This is a genomic window from Pseudomonas guariconensis (assembly GCF_040822035.1).
GTDB lineage: Bacteria > Pseudomonadota > Gammaproteobacteria > Pseudomonadales > Pseudomonadaceae > Aquipseudomonas > Aquipseudomonas guariconensis.
The window spans coordinates 4487571-4504180 of sequence record NZ_CP162012.1 but is presented as its reverse complement, the minus strand read 5'-3'; the positions used below and the strand labels follow the sequence as shown (position 1 = coordinate 4504180).

The 16610-nt window shown below is 61.0% G+C and carries 12 protein-coding genes and 1 pseudogene; 8 read left to right on the top strand and 5 right to left on the bottom strand.

Annotated features, from left to right (window positions below; all coding sequences use genetic code 11):
- Positions 1-5: 5 nt before the first annotated feature.
- Positions 6-2012: an ATP-binding domain-containing protein gene (locus tag AB1N67_RS20845; protein ID WP_367863351.1), complete on the bottom strand. Its 2007-nt coding sequence runs from the start codon at positions 2010-2012 to the stop codon at positions 6-8.
- A gap of 1073 nt (positions 2013-3085) precedes the next feature.
- On the opposite strand from AB1N67_RS20845, the gene AB1N67_RS20840 reads away from it, so the two are divergent.
- The gene (locus tag AB1N67_RS20840) at positions 3086-3523 is read left to right on the top strand and encodes an acetyltransferase (RefSeq protein ID WP_367863350.1); all 438 of its coding nucleotides are present in this window, start codon (positions 3086-3088) and stop codon (positions 3521-3523) included.
- Positions 3524-3856: 333 nt separating this feature from the next.
- Here AB1N67_RS20840 and AB1N67_RS20835 read toward each other — a convergent pair whose 3' ends face one another.
- Positions 3857-4075, bottom strand: coding sequence for a hypothetical protein (locus AB1N67_RS20835; protein WP_043209622.1), 219 nt, complete (start codon positions 4073-4075; stop codon positions 3857-3859).
- A 596-nt stretch (positions 4076-4671) separates the two neighbouring features.
- Here AB1N67_RS20835 and AB1N67_RS20830 point away from each other — a divergent pair.
- Positions 4672-4896 (top strand): hypothetical protein, encoded by a 225-nt coding sequence (locus AB1N67_RS20830; protein ID WP_090346812.1) that lies wholly within the window; start codon positions 4672-4674, stop codon positions 4894-4896.
- A gap of 167 nt (positions 4897-5063) precedes the next feature.
- Here AB1N67_RS20830 and AB1N67_RS20825 read toward each other — a convergent pair whose 3' ends face one another.
- Positions 5064-6758, bottom strand: coding sequence for a hypothetical protein (locus AB1N67_RS20825; RefSeq protein ID WP_367863349.1), 1695 nt, complete (start codon positions 6756-6758; stop codon positions 5064-5066).
- Between the two features lie 93 nt (positions 6759-6851).
- Positions 6852-8405: pseudogene (locus tag AB1N67_RS20820) on the bottom strand (methylenetetrahydrofolate reductase C-terminal domain-containing protein).
- Positions 8406-8666: 261 nt separating this feature from the next.
- On the opposite strand from AB1N67_RS20820, the gene metE reads away from it, so the two are divergent.
- Entirely contained in the window at positions 8667-10961 is a 2295-nt protein-coding gene (gene metE, locus AB1N67_RS20815) for a 5-methyltetrahydropteroyltriglutamate--homocysteine S-methyltransferase (protein ID WP_367863348.1), read from the top strand.
- A 164-nt stretch (positions 10962-11125) separates the two neighbouring features.
- Positions 11126-11881, top strand: a complete 756-nt coding sequence (locus tag AB1N67_RS20810; protein ID WP_367863347.1) for a hypothetical protein — start codon at positions 11126-11128, stop codon at positions 11879-11881.
- A 43-nt stretch (positions 11882-11924) separates the two neighbouring features.
- Here the strand turns inward: AB1N67_RS20810 and AB1N67_RS20805 are convergent, their stop codons facing one another.
- A complete protein-coding gene (locus AB1N67_RS20805) occupies positions 11925-13103 on the bottom strand; it encodes an acetyl-CoA C-acetyltransferase (protein ID WP_336201704.1) in 1179 nt (392 codons plus the stop codon).
- Between the two features lie 218 nt (positions 13104-13321).
- Between AB1N67_RS20805 and AB1N67_RS20800 the strand changes: the two genes are divergently transcribed.
- The 4 genes from AB1N67_RS20800 (at position 13322) to AB1N67_RS20785 (ending at position 16610) form a co-directional block, all read left to right on the top strand.
- A complete protein-coding gene (locus AB1N67_RS20800; protein ID WP_043209611.1) occupies positions 13322-13591 on the top strand; it encodes a PepSY domain-containing protein in 270 nt (89 codons plus the stop codon).
- A complete protein-coding gene (locus AB1N67_RS20795) occupies positions 13591-14124 on the top strand; it encodes a cytochrome b/b6 domain-containing protein (protein ID WP_043209610.1) in 534 nt (177 codons plus the stop codon). Before AB1N67_RS20800 ends, AB1N67_RS20795 begins: the two co-directional genes overlap by 1 nt.
- A gap of 152 nt (positions 14125-14276) precedes the next feature.
- Positions 14277-15488, top strand: coding sequence for an enoyl-ACP reductase FabV (gene fabV, locus AB1N67_RS20790; RefSeq protein ID WP_070576356.1), 1212 nt, complete (start codon positions 14277-14279; stop codon positions 15486-15488).
- 213 nt (positions 15489-15701) lie between these two features.
- A complete protein-coding gene (locus AB1N67_RS20785; protein WP_090346819.1) occupies positions 15702-16610 on the top strand; it encodes an alpha/beta fold hydrolase in 909 nt (302 codons plus the stop codon).

The window sequence follows — 16610 nt, the reverse complement described above, 5'->3', positions numbered from 1 at the left end:
CCGAGCTATTCCGACGTAAGCTTACGGGCAAGCTTGTGGATCTCGACTTTAGATGCATCAGGATCGAGGAGAGACTTCATTGCACTGAGATAACGAGCGACTTGAGATTCAGGTGTGCCCAGTTCTGTGAGAATGTCTAACGCGAGATCATCGAAAGATTTAAGTCTGCCATGCCATTTGACGGAGGCTCTAATTCGATCTTGTTCTTCAGCTGGTGGCGGCATGACTCTCAATACACCGCTTTCGGAGATCTTTTCTAGACCTTCCTGAATCCTGTCGAGCGTTTGATTCATAGCCCCATTCGGGACTAAAAAATACGTCTTAAGGAAGGACCTCGTAATTGCCATGTAGAGTGCATTTCGATGATTGAATGACTCCGAGAGGTGGGAGGTTACGCAGATTACAAATGGGAACTCTAAGCCCTTCACATGGTTAGTGTTGCTGAGGAAAAGCTCTCCATCTTTGCTTGGATTACCAGATTCATAGGCTTTGTTAACAGGCCAGCCGACTTCTCTAGGTATGATCTGAGCAAGCATGTCAGACATTTCGTAAATTGCTTTTCCTTTGTCGATCATGATAATACCGACATCATTTGCAGTTACGTTGGGGTACTGTCTTTTTATATCTCTTATGCATTCTATGATTTGCAGGCAGCTTTGCTGACGATACTCTCCATTTAAGCGAATTAAGTCTACGCTTCTGCTTTCTTGAGATATGTCTTCAAATCTGCTGATAGGCTCGCGCTTGAGAATTAGCTCTCCCGTGTGCGGATCGGTATGGTTTTGGTAGCCGCAAGCATCTAAATCGTCGTTGTCTAGCCAGTTAAGTTTCCGGTCTTCGAAGTATCCCATAGCTAGCGCCTGTGCGAACATAAGCGTAGTGGGTGCCGTGCGGTAGCACTTGCTAAGTGTAAATTCCGCCTTAGCTCCGGCGTTTTTTCTTTCGTCGAAAATGCTTTGGAATATGTCGCCGGCTATGAATAGAGAGTTTTTTGTTGCCAGTTCGCATAGCACAAAGAAACTCTCGGGGAAATCTTGACTTTCATCGATCAGCATGTAATCGAACGCATATACTCCGTCCGTTCCACCTTTCGCTTTCAGTGCTTCTAAAGACAGTGAGCAAGCTCGGTCAAAATCCATGGAGCGTGACCAGGGGTGGCAGGGGATATCGTACGCGCTGCAAATAGCTGCGTATGCGCCGGAATATGGCTGGCCAGATGAACCCCATGCATGAACACAAAGAAGCCTTTGGTTCCATTCAATCTGCTGCTCAACCTTCATGAAGTTAAAGAACTTCGGGATTCTTGCTCGAAGGTTAGCGGCAAGAATTTTGTTGTGGCACGTGACAGCAATTTTGGAACTGTCATCGGCAACGTAGAGCTCTTTAAGCTTGTGAAGCAGTAACTCAGTTTTGCCGGTCCCTGAGAGACCTTGTATGCGGACTTCTTTTTGTTTCAAGTCTTGATATACGAAGCGAGTCTGATCTCCATCGAAAAGCAAAATATTACGCTTAATTCGATCGAGGTCATTTTCAGGTACTTCTACACCGACACGTTCGATGTCGTTAATGCTGCCGGTGGCTAATGAAACAAGCAATTCTGAAAGGCGTTGTTCTTCTGGGTTGTCTAGTTCCGACGCTTCAAGGTATTCTGCTATTGATAGATTTTCGGCGTTTGGCTTCTGAGAGGTTAAAACATTTTGCCAGCGCTTCGGTCGACCGATTTTTTCTTTGTAGTTGAATTTTGTTGAGATGTAGCCAATATCCTCAACGAAATCATCGGCATATTCTGATAGGGTGTTTTCGTCTGTGCTGCAACTTGCGAATACGATCTTTCGTTTTGGGATTAATATGGCGAAACATTTGTCTGATTCGTAGTTGCCTTTGACTTCAATCAGTGGCTTGTCGATTATGTAGCACTGTACGAATTTTTGTGCGCACCAATCGGCCAGCTCATGCAGAAAACCTTCAATTTCTGCGCTTGCCTCAATGCTACTGAAGATATAACTGCTCATATTTTTCTCTGTTCTGGATGGCGCTTGAGCGAGGGGTGGTGCTTTTTACTGAGTACTCAAGCTAGGTCGTGAACGGATGATGGCCCAACCTTGGGCCACCGGCAAGGAAAGCAGCTGTTACCGGCGGTGTCTCAGCTCTACCTACAGGCTCACCAGCTCGGATATCACCGTAAGGATGCTTTGTCCTTTGTCCTACCGCTGAGAGCGCCGAAGGTAGCCCTCAATCGCATTCCCTTGTGAAGACGAGCCCGAGCCCGAGCTGAGTACCTAGATGAGTGCCTTTTTGTATATTCAAACTGAATTAAACGCCTGATTCTCTGGCGTTGAGCTAGCTGATTCGACTCCTGTCTCCGGCACCAAACATCAAGGCTTGCAGCAATGCAGGCCTTTTTTGTGCTTCGAAAAAGTGTGGCGCTGAGCGGGTTCGTGTCGCCCGCTGAAACTTCACACACCCAACCTGCGACTGCCCTACTCATCCCAGAGCCTGCACGATCCCTGTGTGAGCGGGTTCACCCGCGAACACGGGCGCAGCCCGTGCCATCCAATACATCATCTCTGGTTAACGTGGGCCGCTGACGAGCTAATCGTTTTCTATCGCTCTCACTACCCACTGCGGGCTGCGGCAATCTAAACACTAATTGGCACAATTCCCGACAAACGCCGCGTGCTTGGGAATCTGGAATGCGCCTGTGGATAACTAGCGTGAAGCCATTACGGTTCATGACTTTCTGCCTCTTTGGAGTATCCACAGTCTTCGGGCCGCCCAATGAGTGCTGTCGCTAATAGGAGGACGCTTTTGCTCACTAACAGGGCTGCATCTTGGTCCCTCGCTAGCTGGTCAAAACTGGCTGCTTTCGACCCTGCCAACCCGACGACCGTCTGTTCCATCCGTATTTTTATTGACGCCCCGAAAGCCTCTCAGTATCGTCCGTCCTCCCTCCTTTCCGGCCACCTCTGCCGTGAACCGCCCAGGCGTTAACTCGCGAAGCGGTCATACAAGTTGCCGACACTTAATAGGGTTCGCTATCTACTAGTGCGCCTCATTACCTATATCAAGTGTAAAGGATGATTCTATGATCATTCGTCAGGCTACTAACGCCGACCATCCGCATCTGCTCAACATTTGGCTGCGCTCCGTTCGCGTCACTCATCACTTCCTGAAAGAATCCGATATTGAGGAATTGCTTCCACAGCTCCGCGATATCTACCTACCCGCTGTTGAGTTATGGGTTGCGGTAGATGCTGAGGACTGCCCGCTAGGTTTTGTCGGGCTCAATGAAAACCATGTAGAGATGCTCTTCATCGAGCCCGGTCTGCGAGGGAAAGGCATCGGTCGCACGCTGCTGGATCATGCCCGCAGATCGCGCAGTCAGATGAGTGTTGATGTGAATGAACAAAACCCCGACGCGGTGGGGTTCTATCTACATTACGGGTTCATTCAAACAGGTCGTTCTCCGCTGGATGGCGAGGGACGCCCCTTCCCCTTGCTACACCTGAGCCTGGCCGGCTAGGGATGTAGTCGTGAGTCGCTCCTAAGTTTCTGCTTCGGGGCGATTCAAAATCAGCTTAGGCCGATGTTGAGATCTTTGATTGGCCACGGCTTTTGAGGGTTGCTTGAACATCCGTAATGGGTCGAAAGCGGCCGGTCGTGAACGGCAACTTAAAACCCAAACTGGTCATCGCCGTGCAAAGTCTTTCGATCCGAATATGAAGGGGCTAGTTGGCCTGAGCTTGCAGGTAAATTAGTACGATTTTACGCTTGGGAGTTTGAAGGCTATCGAGCCTGAAACTGCCCCCGGTGCGGCACCTTCGAGAATTCTAGTGAAGGACTTTGGTGCCGCCTATCAGGCGCAAAGCACAACAACCCCATCCTCTTCCTCATCCGGCACTTCATCCGTGACAATCACCCGCGCATGAGCACTTCGCTCATCTTCGATCCGCAACCCGAAATACCGTTCATCGTTGTCATCCCAAAACGCTTCCACCTGGGCCATGGAGGCGTTTTCGAGGAGTACCTCGGCGCTGTGTTCCAGGATGATCGAGTAGCGTGTTTGGGTATTCATTACAAAGGGGCTCGCGAAGGCGGGGTGGTGGTGGGGGTCGTAAAAAATGCGATGCCATTATGCCGTCTTGCTGGATTTCAGCCCTAACCACTCATCGTTTCAATGACGTTTCTGTACCCAACGGTATGGCTATCCGTCGGGTTATGGCCGGGCGGGGTGGGATTTCGTAGCAATACCTTTCAGATCAAACCCCAGTCCTTGCGCTGATCGAGCCGCAGGGATAAATTCCCCCGGTCGCGGCAAATTCCGCGTCCGGGTTTGGCGACCCGAACGAAAAGGCGCAATGGCGCCCAGATCACGATTGCAGGCGCTTTTTTTGTGCCCGCAGTCTCGTGTAATGGCGGCTGTGCGTGGGAGACCTTCGGGTCTGCCGAGTTCCTTTTCCTCGGTTCGCCAACCTGCGTACAGCTGCCACCCTAATCGTTTGGCGACGGTTGGCGTGGTGCTTCAAATGAAAAGGACCTCATGCATGACCATCACAAGTCTGTTCCGGATCCTCGCATCCGCTCTCCACCGCCCAACTCCTCGGGCTTCCCACCGCTTCTACCCCATCCACACCCAGGGCAACCCAACGCCAGCCCCAAGGCAGGTGCCTCATGACTGACCATGAACGCCTCACCACCCTGCAAAGCTACGTCTGGACCCTCGAACTGCTCGGCGAATCGCTGGTGCAGCGCGACGAGCAATTGGAGTGCGAGCACGAACCCCAACTGAGCTTTCGCGCCTCGGCGGGGATACATCAGGCGATCAAGATCATCAGCCGGTTGGCCAGTGAGCAGTGTGGCAAGTTGCTGGGCGATGAGGAGCGCGTAGGCCGTTAGCCCGTGATGCTTGATTGAAGCCGCGTCTTGTTGTCAGGACGCGGCTTTTGTTTGGGCTGTGGATAAGTGGAAGGGAGGGTTGGAGAGCGGTGGTGTTCTCTTCGCGGGTAAACCTGCTCGCACAGGGGGCGTGCTGCGCACACTGCTCCCACTGCGCACGCTGCTCCTTACTGCGGGTTAGCCACGTCTGCGGCCATGCTGCGCAGCAGGCCGGCCGAGAGGGTAGAGTCCGGCAGCGAGAGGATGGTGTCGTAGAGCAGGACCATGCTGTTGCAGGTCGCCTTGGGCTCACGGGTGAACCGCTCGGGGTTTGCCACGATTTCCACGGCGCGGCGGTCCTTGGCCATGACGCTCATCAGCACGCGGCGAAAGTCTTGCTCGTACACCGACAAGGGTTTGGCGTGTACCGGGTGTTTGGCCGTTTGCTCCACCACGTCGACCAGGGCTGCCAGGTCTTCGTTGGCCTGGGCTTTGGGGATCTGGTGAATCAGCTCGACTTTGGGCGTGTTGTTGTCCAGGCCGAGGAAGGTCAGGCAATGGGCCGGGTTGGTCTTGCCGAAGAACTTCATCTCCTCGACCTGCGCGCGCCAGTAGCGCAGCAGGGCGTGGTCGGGGGCGCGGACCAGGTAGTTGGGCACGATGGAGGTGGCGATCAGCGCTTGGATGCCGGCCTGGATCTCGACGGTCGAGCGGCCGCTCTGCACGCCGTCGACCACGATCTTTCTCAGGTGGGCATAGTTGTCTGCGTCGTGGGCTGCCAGGGCGGCGAAGACGGGTTGCTTCAACAGGGCCTGTTCGATCTGGTTGGCGTCGCGCCATTGCGTCAGGCCAGACAGCCCGAAGTACCGGGAGTCGACCTGCTCGGTGATGATGTGCTGTTGCTTGAGGGTGTCCTTATCGGGGTACCACATGTCCGTGGGGCTGGTGGTGGTCGCGCGGGTGATGAATTCGGGCGAGGCGCCGACTCGCGAAAGTGCCGTTCTGAAGCTGGCGTTGACGTCCAGCTCGTCGCTGCCGGTGGCGCCATGGACCGAGGCGCTGTGAAAGCCGATCTGGCCTTTTTCACCGATGTAGCGTTCGCGCCCGGCGAGGAAGGCCAGGGCGCAGGCGCTCGAGCAACTGGTGCGGGTGTAGGTGATCAATTGGCGTTGCGCGATCAAGTCGGCGAGCTTGTTGGCTTCGTAGATGCGCCCGCCGGTGCTGTTCAGGTGGATGACGCGCACCTTTGGCGAGGCATCGAGCAGGTCGCGCACGGCGTCGGTGGTGCCGATGGGCAGGCCGCCGGCCACTTCGAGTTCGGTGTCGTCGCGCATCAGGCGCAGGGCGTAGGGCGGGATGTTGTCGGTGCCGCGGATCATGTCCACGCCTTCGCGCAGGATGGGGACGCCGTCTTTGACCACGCTGATTGCCATCTGGATGGCGCCCAGGCACACCAGCACCTTGGCCAGGATCGCCCAGAAGGCCTTGCCGCCGCGCGAAACGTGGGCCGAGGCCGAGCGGAACACGCCGACGAACTGCCAGACCGACACCGCCAGGATGCCCAGGTAATAGCCGACGATCAGCACGCCATGGCCCTGGGGGCCTAGCCTCATGGCGTCGCTGACGGTATCGATCGCCAGGGATAGGCCGATGATCAGCAGCGTCAGGAGAAAGCCGAACAGCCAGTAGGACACGCCGAGCGAGTACTCGCCGCGCCAGTGTTTGGCGATGAAGTTGGATGACTGGGACTGGCTAGGCTGTGCGTCTTGCAAGGTCGCCGTGCCGGTGTCGTGCTTGGCGACGGTCTTGCCGCAGTGGTGGCAGAAGTTGGCTTCGGCCGTGTGGGTGGCGCCGCATTGGGCGCAATAGAGCGTTTCGTTCATGCCGGTCCTTGAACTGCGTTGGCTGTCCTGATGGCCGGTGAGTGTAAGTGGGGTGGGCGGGCAGGGCCACCTTTGGGCCCAATCGCCGTGGGTTCAGTTGTCCAGCTCGGGCACTTCGCTGGCGTGCAGGGCAGGTGCTTTGAGGGTGGCCTCGGTGGTCGACTGCGGCGCAAGGCCACTGCCACAGGGCTTGGCGATGGTGGTGGTCGCGGCGGGGGCTTGGAACCAGGTGGGCCAGGAGCTGCGGTGGCGGGTGTCGGCGTCGATGCAGGGGATCAGGCGTTCGGTGAGCACAGCGGTTTGCCGGACGGCCTTGGCGGTGCGGTACTTCACGCTGTGGATGCACTCGCGGTCGCCGAACTCGCAGCGGTTGAGCGTGGTGCCGCCGCAGGGGCCGTTGGCCAGGCCTTTGGGGCAGGTTTCCGGGCAGATGTAGAGAGTGTCTTCCAGGCGGCAGGTACCGCAGGTGTCGCACCCGACCAGAGGCCTTTTCGCACTGCGTTCCAGGCGATGGAGCACGCGGGCGCCGGTTGGGGTCTTCCACAGCGGGCGTTGCACGGCCCAGCCGAAGGCCTGGCTCAGTGGGTTGCGGCGGCTGAACAGCAGTGAATGCAGGCCGTGCAGCAGGTGATAGCGCGCGGTCTCCTTGGGCGAGGCGCTGACCTGGGATTCGCCCAATCGCTAGTTGGCGCCGGGCGGGTGGAAGGTGACGTCGGGTAGGCCGGGCATCTGCCAGCACGCTTGCCAGGCGGGGGCCCATTGTTCCAGTGAGAGCAGGCGTGCCTGCCAGTGCTCGAGGCTGCGCTCCAGGGCGTCCAGCTGCTCCAGGTCGTGGATGCCGGAGAGGTGGATGCCGGCATAGCCCATCAGGCGCAGGCCGATGATCTGCAGGGCCAGGCGTTCGAGGCTGCGGGCTTGGGCGTGGGCCTTGGAGACCTCGGCTTCGGCGGCGAGCACATCGTGCATGGACGGGGTGACGACGATGCCGGCGACGTGCTCGAAGATCTTCGCGCGCCCCAGGGTGAGGCCCATCACGCAGGCCGTAAGCGGCTTGGGGTGGGGCTGGCGGCGCATCCACTCGATGGCTTCGAGGTGCTTGCTGGCGTCATAGCCCAGTTGCAGGGCCAGAAAGTCCGCGCCGGCGGCGAGCTTCTTTTCGGCCTTGAAGTATTGGGCGCCGCCTTCTTCCTCGCGGTACTTGAACGGGTGCATGCCGGCGCCGAGTAGCCAGTCGGGGCGTGCCTGGCGCACGGTCTGCAGGGCAGCGATGGATTCGAGGTAGCGCACTGGGCGCTGGCCGGGGACGTGGCCGGGCAGGCGGTCGCCGGTGAGCAACAGCAGTTGGTCGAGGCCGGCGGCGTCCATCTGCTGCAACTGCTCCAGCAAGTGGTGGCGCTCGCGGTCCTTGCCGGAGAAGTGCAACAGGGCCGGCAGGGGTTGCCTGAAGCTTGAATAGGCGTCCAGCGGCGACATTTCGAAGGGGCTGCCGACCCGGTCGGCGATGGCCACGGTCATGGGCCAGCCGCACAGGTGCTGGCGCGCCATGAGGGCTTCGAGGCTGGCGAAGCGCTCGCTGGAGGACTTGGGCACGAACTCCATGATGCAGACGAAGGTGTTGTCGTGCAGCGCGGTTTTCAGCTGGCTCATGGGCGCTCGGATATCGGGTTGGGGCACGGTGGCATTGTGGGGCAGGGCGAGGGTTGGGTCATGTCCGGTTGCGTAGGGAAATGCGCTGAAAGAGACATTCGAGGTGGTTGTGCTGGCCCTTTCGCGGGTCCTTGTTGCGCTCGACCTGTTCGACGATCATGAGCAATTCTTGAGTTGATCTCAAATTTAATGAGTTTGTCTCACAATGGCTCAGCCGGGAAAATTCCCTCATTCAATTTCAAGATTTCTGAGGGATAAGACATGGCACTGGCGCACAACCTGGGCTTTCCGCGTATCGGTCGGGACCGCGAACTGAAGAAGGCCCAGGAGGCGTTCTGGAAGGGCGAGCTGGACGAAGCCGGCCTGCGCGCCGTGGGCCAGGCGCTGCGGGCCGCCCACTGGCAGGTGCAGAAGGACGCCGGGATCGAGCTGCTGCCGGTCGGCGATTTCGCTTGGTACGACCAGGTGCTGACCCATTCGCTGACCTTCGGCGTGATCCCGGCCCGCTTCGCTGGCCACGAGGGTGCCAAGCCGTCCCTGAACACCCTGTTCGCCATGGCGCGAGGCGTCAGCGACAGCTGCTGTGGCGGTGGCCACGCCCAGGAAATGACCAAATGGTTCGACACCAACTACCACTACCTGGTCCCGGAGTTCACCGCTGACCAAGCGTTCGCCCTGAGCTGGGAGCAGTTGTTCGAGGAAGTGGACGAGGCCAAGGCCCTGGGCCACGCAGTCAAGTCGGTGGTGATCGGCCCACTGACTTACCTATGGTTGGGCAAGACCAAGGGCGCCGATTTCGACAAGCTCGAGCTGGTGGATCGCCTGTTGCCGCTGTACGACCAGATCTTCAACCGCCTGGCCGCCCAAGGTGTGGAGTGGGTGCAGATCGATGAGCCGATCCTGGCGCTGGATCTGCCCCAGGATTGGAAGAACGCCTACGAGCGCGTCTACAACATCCTGCAGCGCGCGCCGCTGAAAAAGCTGGTCGCCACCTACTTTGGCGGCCTGGAAGACAACCTGGGCCTGGCGGCCAACCTGCCGGTCGATGGCCTGCACATCGACCTGGTGCGGGCGCCGGAGCAGTTCCCGACCATCCTCGACCGCCTGCCGGCCTACAAGATCCTCTCCCTGGGCGTGGTCAACGGCCGCAATGTGTGGCGCTGCGACCTGGACAAGGCCTTGGACGTGCTGCGTTACGCTGCCGAGCGCCTGGGCGATCGCCTGTGGGTGGCGCCGTCGTGCTCGCTGCTGCACAGCCCGGTGGACCTGGCCCGCGAAGATCAGCTCGATGCCGAGCTCAAGAGCTGGCTGGCCTTCGCCGTGCAGAAGTGCCAGGAAGTGGCGTTGCTGGCCAAGGCGATCAACACGCCCGAGGCCGATGAGGTGATCGCGGCGCTGGCCCAGAGCCGCGCCGTACAGGCCAGCCGCGCCACCTCGCCGCGCATCCACAAGCCGGCGGTACAGGCTCGCGTAGCGGCGATCCAGCCCAAGGACAGCCAGCGTCAGTCGCCCTTCGCGCAGCGCATCGCCAAGCAGCGGGCGGGGCTCGATTTGCCGGCGTTTCCCACCACGACCATTGGCTCGTTCCCACAGACTTCTGCGATCCGCCTGGCGCGCCAGGCGTTCAAGCAGGGCACGCTGACCGAGGCCGACTATGTCGAAGCCATGCAGAGCGAGATCCGCCATGCCGTGCAGATCCAGGAACACCTCGGCCTGGATGTGCTGGTGCACGGCGAGGCCGAGCGCAACGACATGGTCGAGTACTTCGCCGAGCAGCTCGAGGGCTACGCTTTCACCCGCTTCGGCTGGGTGCAGAGCTATGGCTCGCGCTGCGTGAAGCCGGCGGTGATCTTCGGCGACCTGAGCCGGCCGAAGGCCATGACTGTCGGCTGGATCCAGTACGCCCAGGGTCTGACCGACAAGGTGATGAAGGGCATGCTGACGGGCCCTGTGACTATGCTGATGTGGTCCTTCCCACGGGAGGATGTGAACCGCGAAGTCCAGGCCCGCCAGCTGGCATTGGCGATCCGCGACGAGGTGCTGGACCTGGAGGCGGCGGGCATCAAGATCGTGCAGATCGACGAAGCCGCCTTCCGCGAAGGCCTGCCGCTGCGCCGTGGCGCCTGGCCGCACTACCTGGAATGGGCCACCGAAGCCTTCCGCCTCTGCGCCTCGGGCGTGCGTGACGAGACGCAGATCCACACCCACATGTGCTACAGCGAGTTCAACGATGTGATCGAGTCGATCGCGGCCATGGACGCCGATGTGATCACCATCGAGACCTCGCGTTCGGACATGGAACTGCTGGAGGCCTTCGAGCGCTTCGACTACCCGAACGAGATCGGCCCTGGCGTGTACGACATCCACTCACCGCGCGTGCCGAGCAAGGACGACATCATCGGGCTGCTGAACAAGGCGGCCCAGCGTATCCCCGCCGAGCGCCTGTGGGTCAACCCGGACTGCGGCCTGAAGACCCGTGCCTGGCTGGAGACCGAGGCGGCGCTGGTCAACATGGTGGCCGCGGCGCGGGAGTTACGCCGTACGGCACTGGCCTGATTCGAGCCCTGAGCTGACGCTACATCGCGATCGATGTAGCGTTTTTTTTGTGCCGGCACGAGAGACGAAGTCGCGCTCGACAGGGTAGTGGCACATTAGTAGCATCCATGCCCGCGATGGAGGCACCCCACCGATCGCGGCCTCCCCCCATGGATGATTGTTCGATGCAAAAGAGCGGATACCTGTGCCTGGCGTTCATGATCGCCGTCGGCTTCCCGAGTTTTTTCCTCGATCGTGAGCTGATGATCGCTTCATTGCTCGCGATTGCCGCCTTCTCGTTTGGCTACTTCGTGTTCTACCTCATCCGCCACAAGCTCTATCACGGGATGCTGCAGGGCATCTTGCTGTCGCTGTTGGTGATCGCTTTCAGCTTCGTGCCGGTGTTGGGCTGGATCGTGCTCATTGGCTTTGTGCTCTACAACATCGCCAAGGCGGTGGAGGGGCTCAAGGTCCTGGTGCCGGACGTGCTGGTCAGTGCGCTGATCTATGGGCTGCTGACGGCACGGGTGGCGTTCGATGTGCGTGACCTGCTGGCCATCTCGGTCTTGGCGATGATCTATCTGTGCGTGTGCGTGCAGTACTGCCGCCGCCTACAGGGGCTGGGCACGGAGCTGGCGCTGTTCAAGATGAGCATCATGTGGCTGTCGATTCCGTTCGTGGTGCTGACCATCGTGTCCATCGTCTCGGCGCTGGGCAATCTGTTCCGCACTGTCAGCTCGACCTTCACCCGCACGATACTGACGCCCCAGACGGTCTCGGCCCATCTGCGCGCGGGCGTTCAAGTGGCCGAGTACACCCGCCATGTGCAGAGCTCCGTGACGCAAACCGTGACCCAGGTGCTGCCGGGTGCAGGCGCAACCATTGCGGGGGCCTCGGGTGGCCTGGCGAGCGATGTGAAGCAGGCCAAGGGCAAGGTGTGAGGCCCAGGCCATAGGGGGCGCTCTGCGCCCCCCGGGCGATGGATCAGCGTTCGATCGCCAGTGCCACGCCTTGCCCGCCGCCGATGCACAGCGTCGCCAGGCCTTTCTTGGCGTCTCGCTTGATCATTTCGTGCAGCAGGGTCACCAGCACGCGGCAGCCCGAAGCACCGATGGGGTGGCCCAGGGCGATGGCGCCGCCGTTGACGTTGACGCGCTCGGCGTTCCACTCCAGCGCCTTGCCCACGGCCAGGGCCTGGGCGGCGAAGGCTTCGTTGGCCTCGATCAGGTCCAGCTCGCCCAGTTGCCAGCCGGCTTTGTCCAGGCAGCGCTGGGTGGCCGAGACAGGGCCGATGCCCATGATCGCCGGGTCCACGCCTGCACTGGCGTAGGCGCTGATCTTCGCCAGCACCGGCAGGCCCAGGGCCTTGGCCTTGTTCGCGCTCATCAGCAGCACCGCGGCGGCGCCGTCGTTGAGGCTGGAGGCGTTGCCGGCGGTGACGCTGCCGTCTTTCGTGAAGGCCGGGCGCAGTTTACCCAGGGCTTCGGCGGTGGTGCCGGGGCGCGGTTGCTCGTCGGTGTCGAACACCAGCGGCTCGCCTTTTTTCTGCGGCAGGACGATCGGGGTGATCTCATCCTTGAAGCGGCCCGCCTCGATGGCGGCCACCGCCTTGCGCTGGGACTCGGCGGCAAAGGCGTCCTGCTGCTCGCGGGTGAGGCTGTATTTTTCCACCAGGTTCTCGGCGGTGATGCCCATGTGGTAGTCGTTGAAGGCATCCCACAGGCCGTCGGTGATCATGGTGTCGACCAGTTGGCCGTGGCCCATGCGCTGGCCGGTACGGGCCGAGGGCAGGACGTAGGGCGCAAGGCTCATGTTCTCCTGGCCACCGGCGATCACCACCTCGGCATCGCCGCAGCGGATGGCCTGGGCAGCCAGGTGCAGGGCCTTGAGGCCCGAGCCGCAGACCTTGTTCAAGGTCAGGGCGGGCACGCTGTAGGGCAGGCCGGCCTTGATCGCGGCCTGGCGCGCCGGGTTCTGGCCGGCGCCGGCGGTCAGCACCTGGCCGAGGATCACTTCGTCGACCTGGGCCGGGTCCAGTTGGGTCTGCTCCAGCAGGCGCTTGATGACGGCGGCGCCCAGGTCCACAGCGGGCACATTGGCCAGGGCACCCTGGAAGCTGCCGATGGCGGTACGGGTGGCGGCGACGATGACCACGTCGTTCATCTTGTTGTTCTCCGTGCAAGGGGTGGACGCCGGCTCGGCGTATTACCGGCAGCATCGGCGGGTTTGGTTCATTTGTTAAGTTTGTTTTTCTTTTGCATTGATCTGAAATTCAAATCAATGGAGTCGTTTCAGGGCGTCCAAAGGCCGCTGGCACTAAGCTTGGCTTCAGCTTCGCGTCGCACACTGCGGTTTCCAAAAACAAAACGGAGCTTCCCGTCATGCGCCAGATCCTGATCGCCACTGCCTTGATTTTCGCCAGTGCCAGCGCCTTCGCCGAACCCAAGTGCACCACTGCCGAGCGCAGCACCTGGCAGGACGCCGACCAGTTCCAGGCCCAGCTCAAGGAGCAGGGTTACCGCATCAACAAGTTCAAGATCACCAAGGGCAACTGCTACGAGATCTACGGCTTCGACAAGGACGGACGCAAGGTCGAGATCTACCACGACCCGGTGAGCGGCAAGGCGGTCAAGAGCGAGATCCATGACTGATGGCCAGCGTGCGGCTCTGGGACCCCTTGCTCAGGTGCTGCCACTGGTCGCTGGTGTTCGTGTTCTTCGCCAACTCGTTCTTCAACGAGGAAGGTGACGACTGGCATCAGTGGTTGGGCTACTACGCACTCGGTGTGGTGATCGTGCGCCTGGTGTGGGGCTTCGTCGGGCCGCGCAGTGCGCGCTGGGCGGACTTCTGGCCGACCCCGACGCGCCTTGCGGCGCATGCCCGGGCCTTGCGGCGGGGTGAGCATTACCAGCGGCTGGGTCATACGCCGATCGGCGCACTGGTGATGGTGCTGATGCTCGCCTGCGTCGTAGGGCTGGGAGTGACCGGCTGGCTGTCCCAGGAGGTAGACGCCCTGTGGGGCGTCGATTGGCCCAACGATGTGCACAGCTTCCTGGCCAACGCGCTGCTGGCGCTGGTCTGCGTGCACCTGCTCGCGGCACTGGTCGAAAGCCTGCGCCTGAAGGAAAACCTGCCCCTGTCGATGCTCACCGGGCGACGGCGTCAGCCCCAAGACCCGCGATGACTGCATGCCTGAGCGCCAGGTTGTTTTTGAATCGCGCCAATCACCCCCGTAATATGTGTCGGATAACCTGCGGGGGTAGTCTCACCCTCTGATCAAACGGAACCGTCCCCTGCGGCGCGCTTCCTCGGCACAAACCTGAAGAGGTACAGACATTGGCCATCATTCATCCTAAGGTTCGCGGTTTCATCTGCACCACGACTCACCCGAAGGGCTGCGAGCTCAACGTCCGTGACCAGATCGAAGCCACCCGCAAGCTGGGCGTGCGCGAGGATGGTCCGAAGAAGGTCTTGGTCATCGGCGCATCCAGCGGCTACGGCCTGGCGGCGCGCATCACCGCAGCCTTCGGCTTCAAGGCCGACACTCTGGGCGTGTTCTTCGAAAAGCCGGGCACCGAGACCAAGGCCGGTACCGCGGGTTGGTACAACGCCGCTGCCTTCGACAAGTTCGCCAAGCAAGCCGGCCTGTACAGCAAGTCGATCAACGGTGACGCCTTCTCCGACGAAGCCCGCGCCAAGGTCATCGAGCTGATCAAGAACGAAATGGGCGGCAAGGTCGACCTGGTCGTCTACTCCCTGGCCTCGCCCGTACGCAAGCTGCCGCAGACCGGTGAACTGGTGCGCTCGGCACTCAAGCCGATCGGCCAGCCGTACAAGTCGACCGCCATCGACACCAACAAGGACACCATCATCGAGGCCAGCATCGAGCCGGCCACCGAGCAGGAAATCGCCGACACCGTCACCGTCATGGGTGGCCAGGACTGGCAACTGTGGATCGACGCCCTGAGCCAAGCCGACGTGCTGGCCGAAGGCGCACGCACCGTGGCTTTCAGCTACATCGGCACCGAAATCACCTGGCCGATCTACTGGCACGGCGCCCTGGGCCAGGCCAAGCAGGACCTGGACGAAACCGCCCTGCGCCTGGACAAGAAGCTGGCCAGCGAAATCAAGGGCGGCGCCAACGTAGCGGTGCTCAAGTCGGTGGTCACCCAGGCCAGCTCGGCCATTCCGGTGATGCCGCTGTACTTGTCGATGGTCTTCAAGATCATGCAGGAGAAGGGCGTTCACGAAGGCACACAGGACCAGCTGGACCGCATGTTCCGCGACCGCATGTACCGCGCCGACGGCGCACCGATGCCGGTGGACGAGAAGGCCCGCCTGCGTCTGGACGACTGGGAACTGCGCGACGACGTTCAGGACGCCTGCAAGGCCCTGTGGCCGCAAGTGACCACCGAGAACCTGTTCCAGCTGACCGACTATGCCGGTTACAAGAAGCAGTTCCTCAATCTGTTCGGCTTCGAGCGTGCTGACGTCAACTACGACGAAGACGTCGCCACCGATGTGAAGTTCGACTGCATCGAGCTGTAAGCCTGTCGCCCCACCGTTGGGGCGATACTCGCTGAAGCCTGCAAGCCCTCTCGCAGGCTTCGCCAGTGCCCACACGCGCAGCGCCTTCCAGGTGTTGCGCGGGCTCCGTGGGAGCAGGTGTAGCCTGCGACGGGCTGCGCAGCGGCTCCTGCTAGGGGATGGCTGAAGACGCTTTTTTTGCTAGCGTTGGCGCACCACTGCAGGGAGCGCGTCATGAGCAGCCTGACCCAGCCCGCCACCGCCTTTCGCCACAGTACCGCCGACGGCTACAGCCTCGGAGGCTTCCTCTGGCGCCACGCTTCCCCCGACCCCCAGCGCCCGCTGGTGATCATCAATGCCGCCACCTCGGTGCGCTGCCGTTACTACTCGCGTTTTGCCGACTACCTTTTCGCCCAGGGCTTCGACGTGCTGACCTACGACTACCGGGGTATCGGCGAGTCGCGGCCGGCTTCGTTGCGCGGCTTCAAGGCGTCGTGGAGCGACTGGGGGCGGCTGGACTTCGAGGCGATGCTGCAACTGGCCGCCGAGCGCTTCGCGGGCCAGCCGGTGGATGTGGTGGCCCACAGTTTCGGCGGCTGCGCGGTGGGGCTGGCGCCGTCCGGCGGGCGGGTGCGACGGGTGGTGATGGTCGGCGCGCAGTTCGCTTACTGGCGCGACTATGCGGCGAACGAGCGCTGGCGGCTGGTAGGTAAATGGCACGTGGTGATGCCGTTGCTGACCCGACTGTGCGGGTATTTCCCGGGCAAGCGCCTGGGTTGGATGGAGGACACGCCGGCGGGTGTGGTGCACGACTGGACCACTCGCACGCCGCGCTACGAGCAACGTCCGAGCGGGCGGACACTGGCGCAATTGCCGTTCGCCCAGGTGCAGGCCGCGACGTTGGCGATCAGCCTCACGGACGACCCGTTCGGGACCGTGGCGGCGACCGAGCGGTTACTGGGCTACCTGCAGCACGCCGAGCGGCGGCACCTGCGGTTGGCGCCTGGAGATATCTCGGTCGCGCAGATCGGGCATTTCGCGTTCTTCCATGACCGCTTCCGCGAGACGCTCTGGCCGATTGCCCTGGCCTGGTTGCAGCAGGGCAGGCTGCCTGAAGCGGTACCGGGACGGATCATCAGCTGA

Coding starts and splice junctions, on each gene's coding strand:
- AB1N67_RS20845 (WP_367863351.1), bottom strand. CDS start 2,012: ATGAGCAGTTATATCTTCAGTAGCATTGAGGCAAGCGCAGAAATTGAA.
- AB1N67_RS20840 (WP_367863350.1), top strand. CDS start 3,086: ATGATCATTCGTCAGGCTACTAACGCCGACCATCCGCATCTGCTCAAC.
- AB1N67_RS20835 (WP_043209622.1), bottom strand. CDS start 4,075: ATGAATACCCAAACACGCTACTCGATCATCCTGGAACACAGCGCCGAG.
- AB1N67_RS20830 (WP_090346812.1), top strand. CDS start 4,672: ATGACTGACCATGAACGCCTCACCACCCTGCAAAGCTACGTCTGGACC.
- AB1N67_RS20825 (WP_367863349.1), bottom strand. CDS start 6,758: ATGAACGAAACGCTCTATTGCGCCCAATGCGGCGCCACCCACACGGCC.
- metE (WP_367863348.1), top strand. CDS start 8,667: ATGGCACTGGCGCACAACCTGGGCTTTCCGCGTATCGGTCGGGACCGC.
- AB1N67_RS20810 (WP_367863347.1), top strand. CDS start 11,126: ATGCAAAAGAGCGGATACCTGTGCCTGGCGTTCATGATCGCCGTCGGC.
- AB1N67_RS20805 (WP_336201704.1), bottom strand. CDS start 13,103: ATGAACGACGTGGTCATCGTCGCCGCCACCCGTACCGCCATCGGCAGC.
- AB1N67_RS20800 (WP_043209611.1), top strand. CDS start 13,322: ATGCGCCAGATCCTGATCGCCACTGCCTTGATTTTCGCCAGTGCCAGC.
- AB1N67_RS20795 (WP_043209610.1), top strand. CDS start 13,591: ATGGCCAGCGTGCGGCTCTGGGACCCCTTGCTCAGGTGCTGCCACTGG.
- AB1N67_RS20785 (WP_090346819.1), top strand. CDS start 15,702: ATGAGCAGCCTGACCCAGCCCGCCACCGCCTTTCGCCACAGTACCGCC.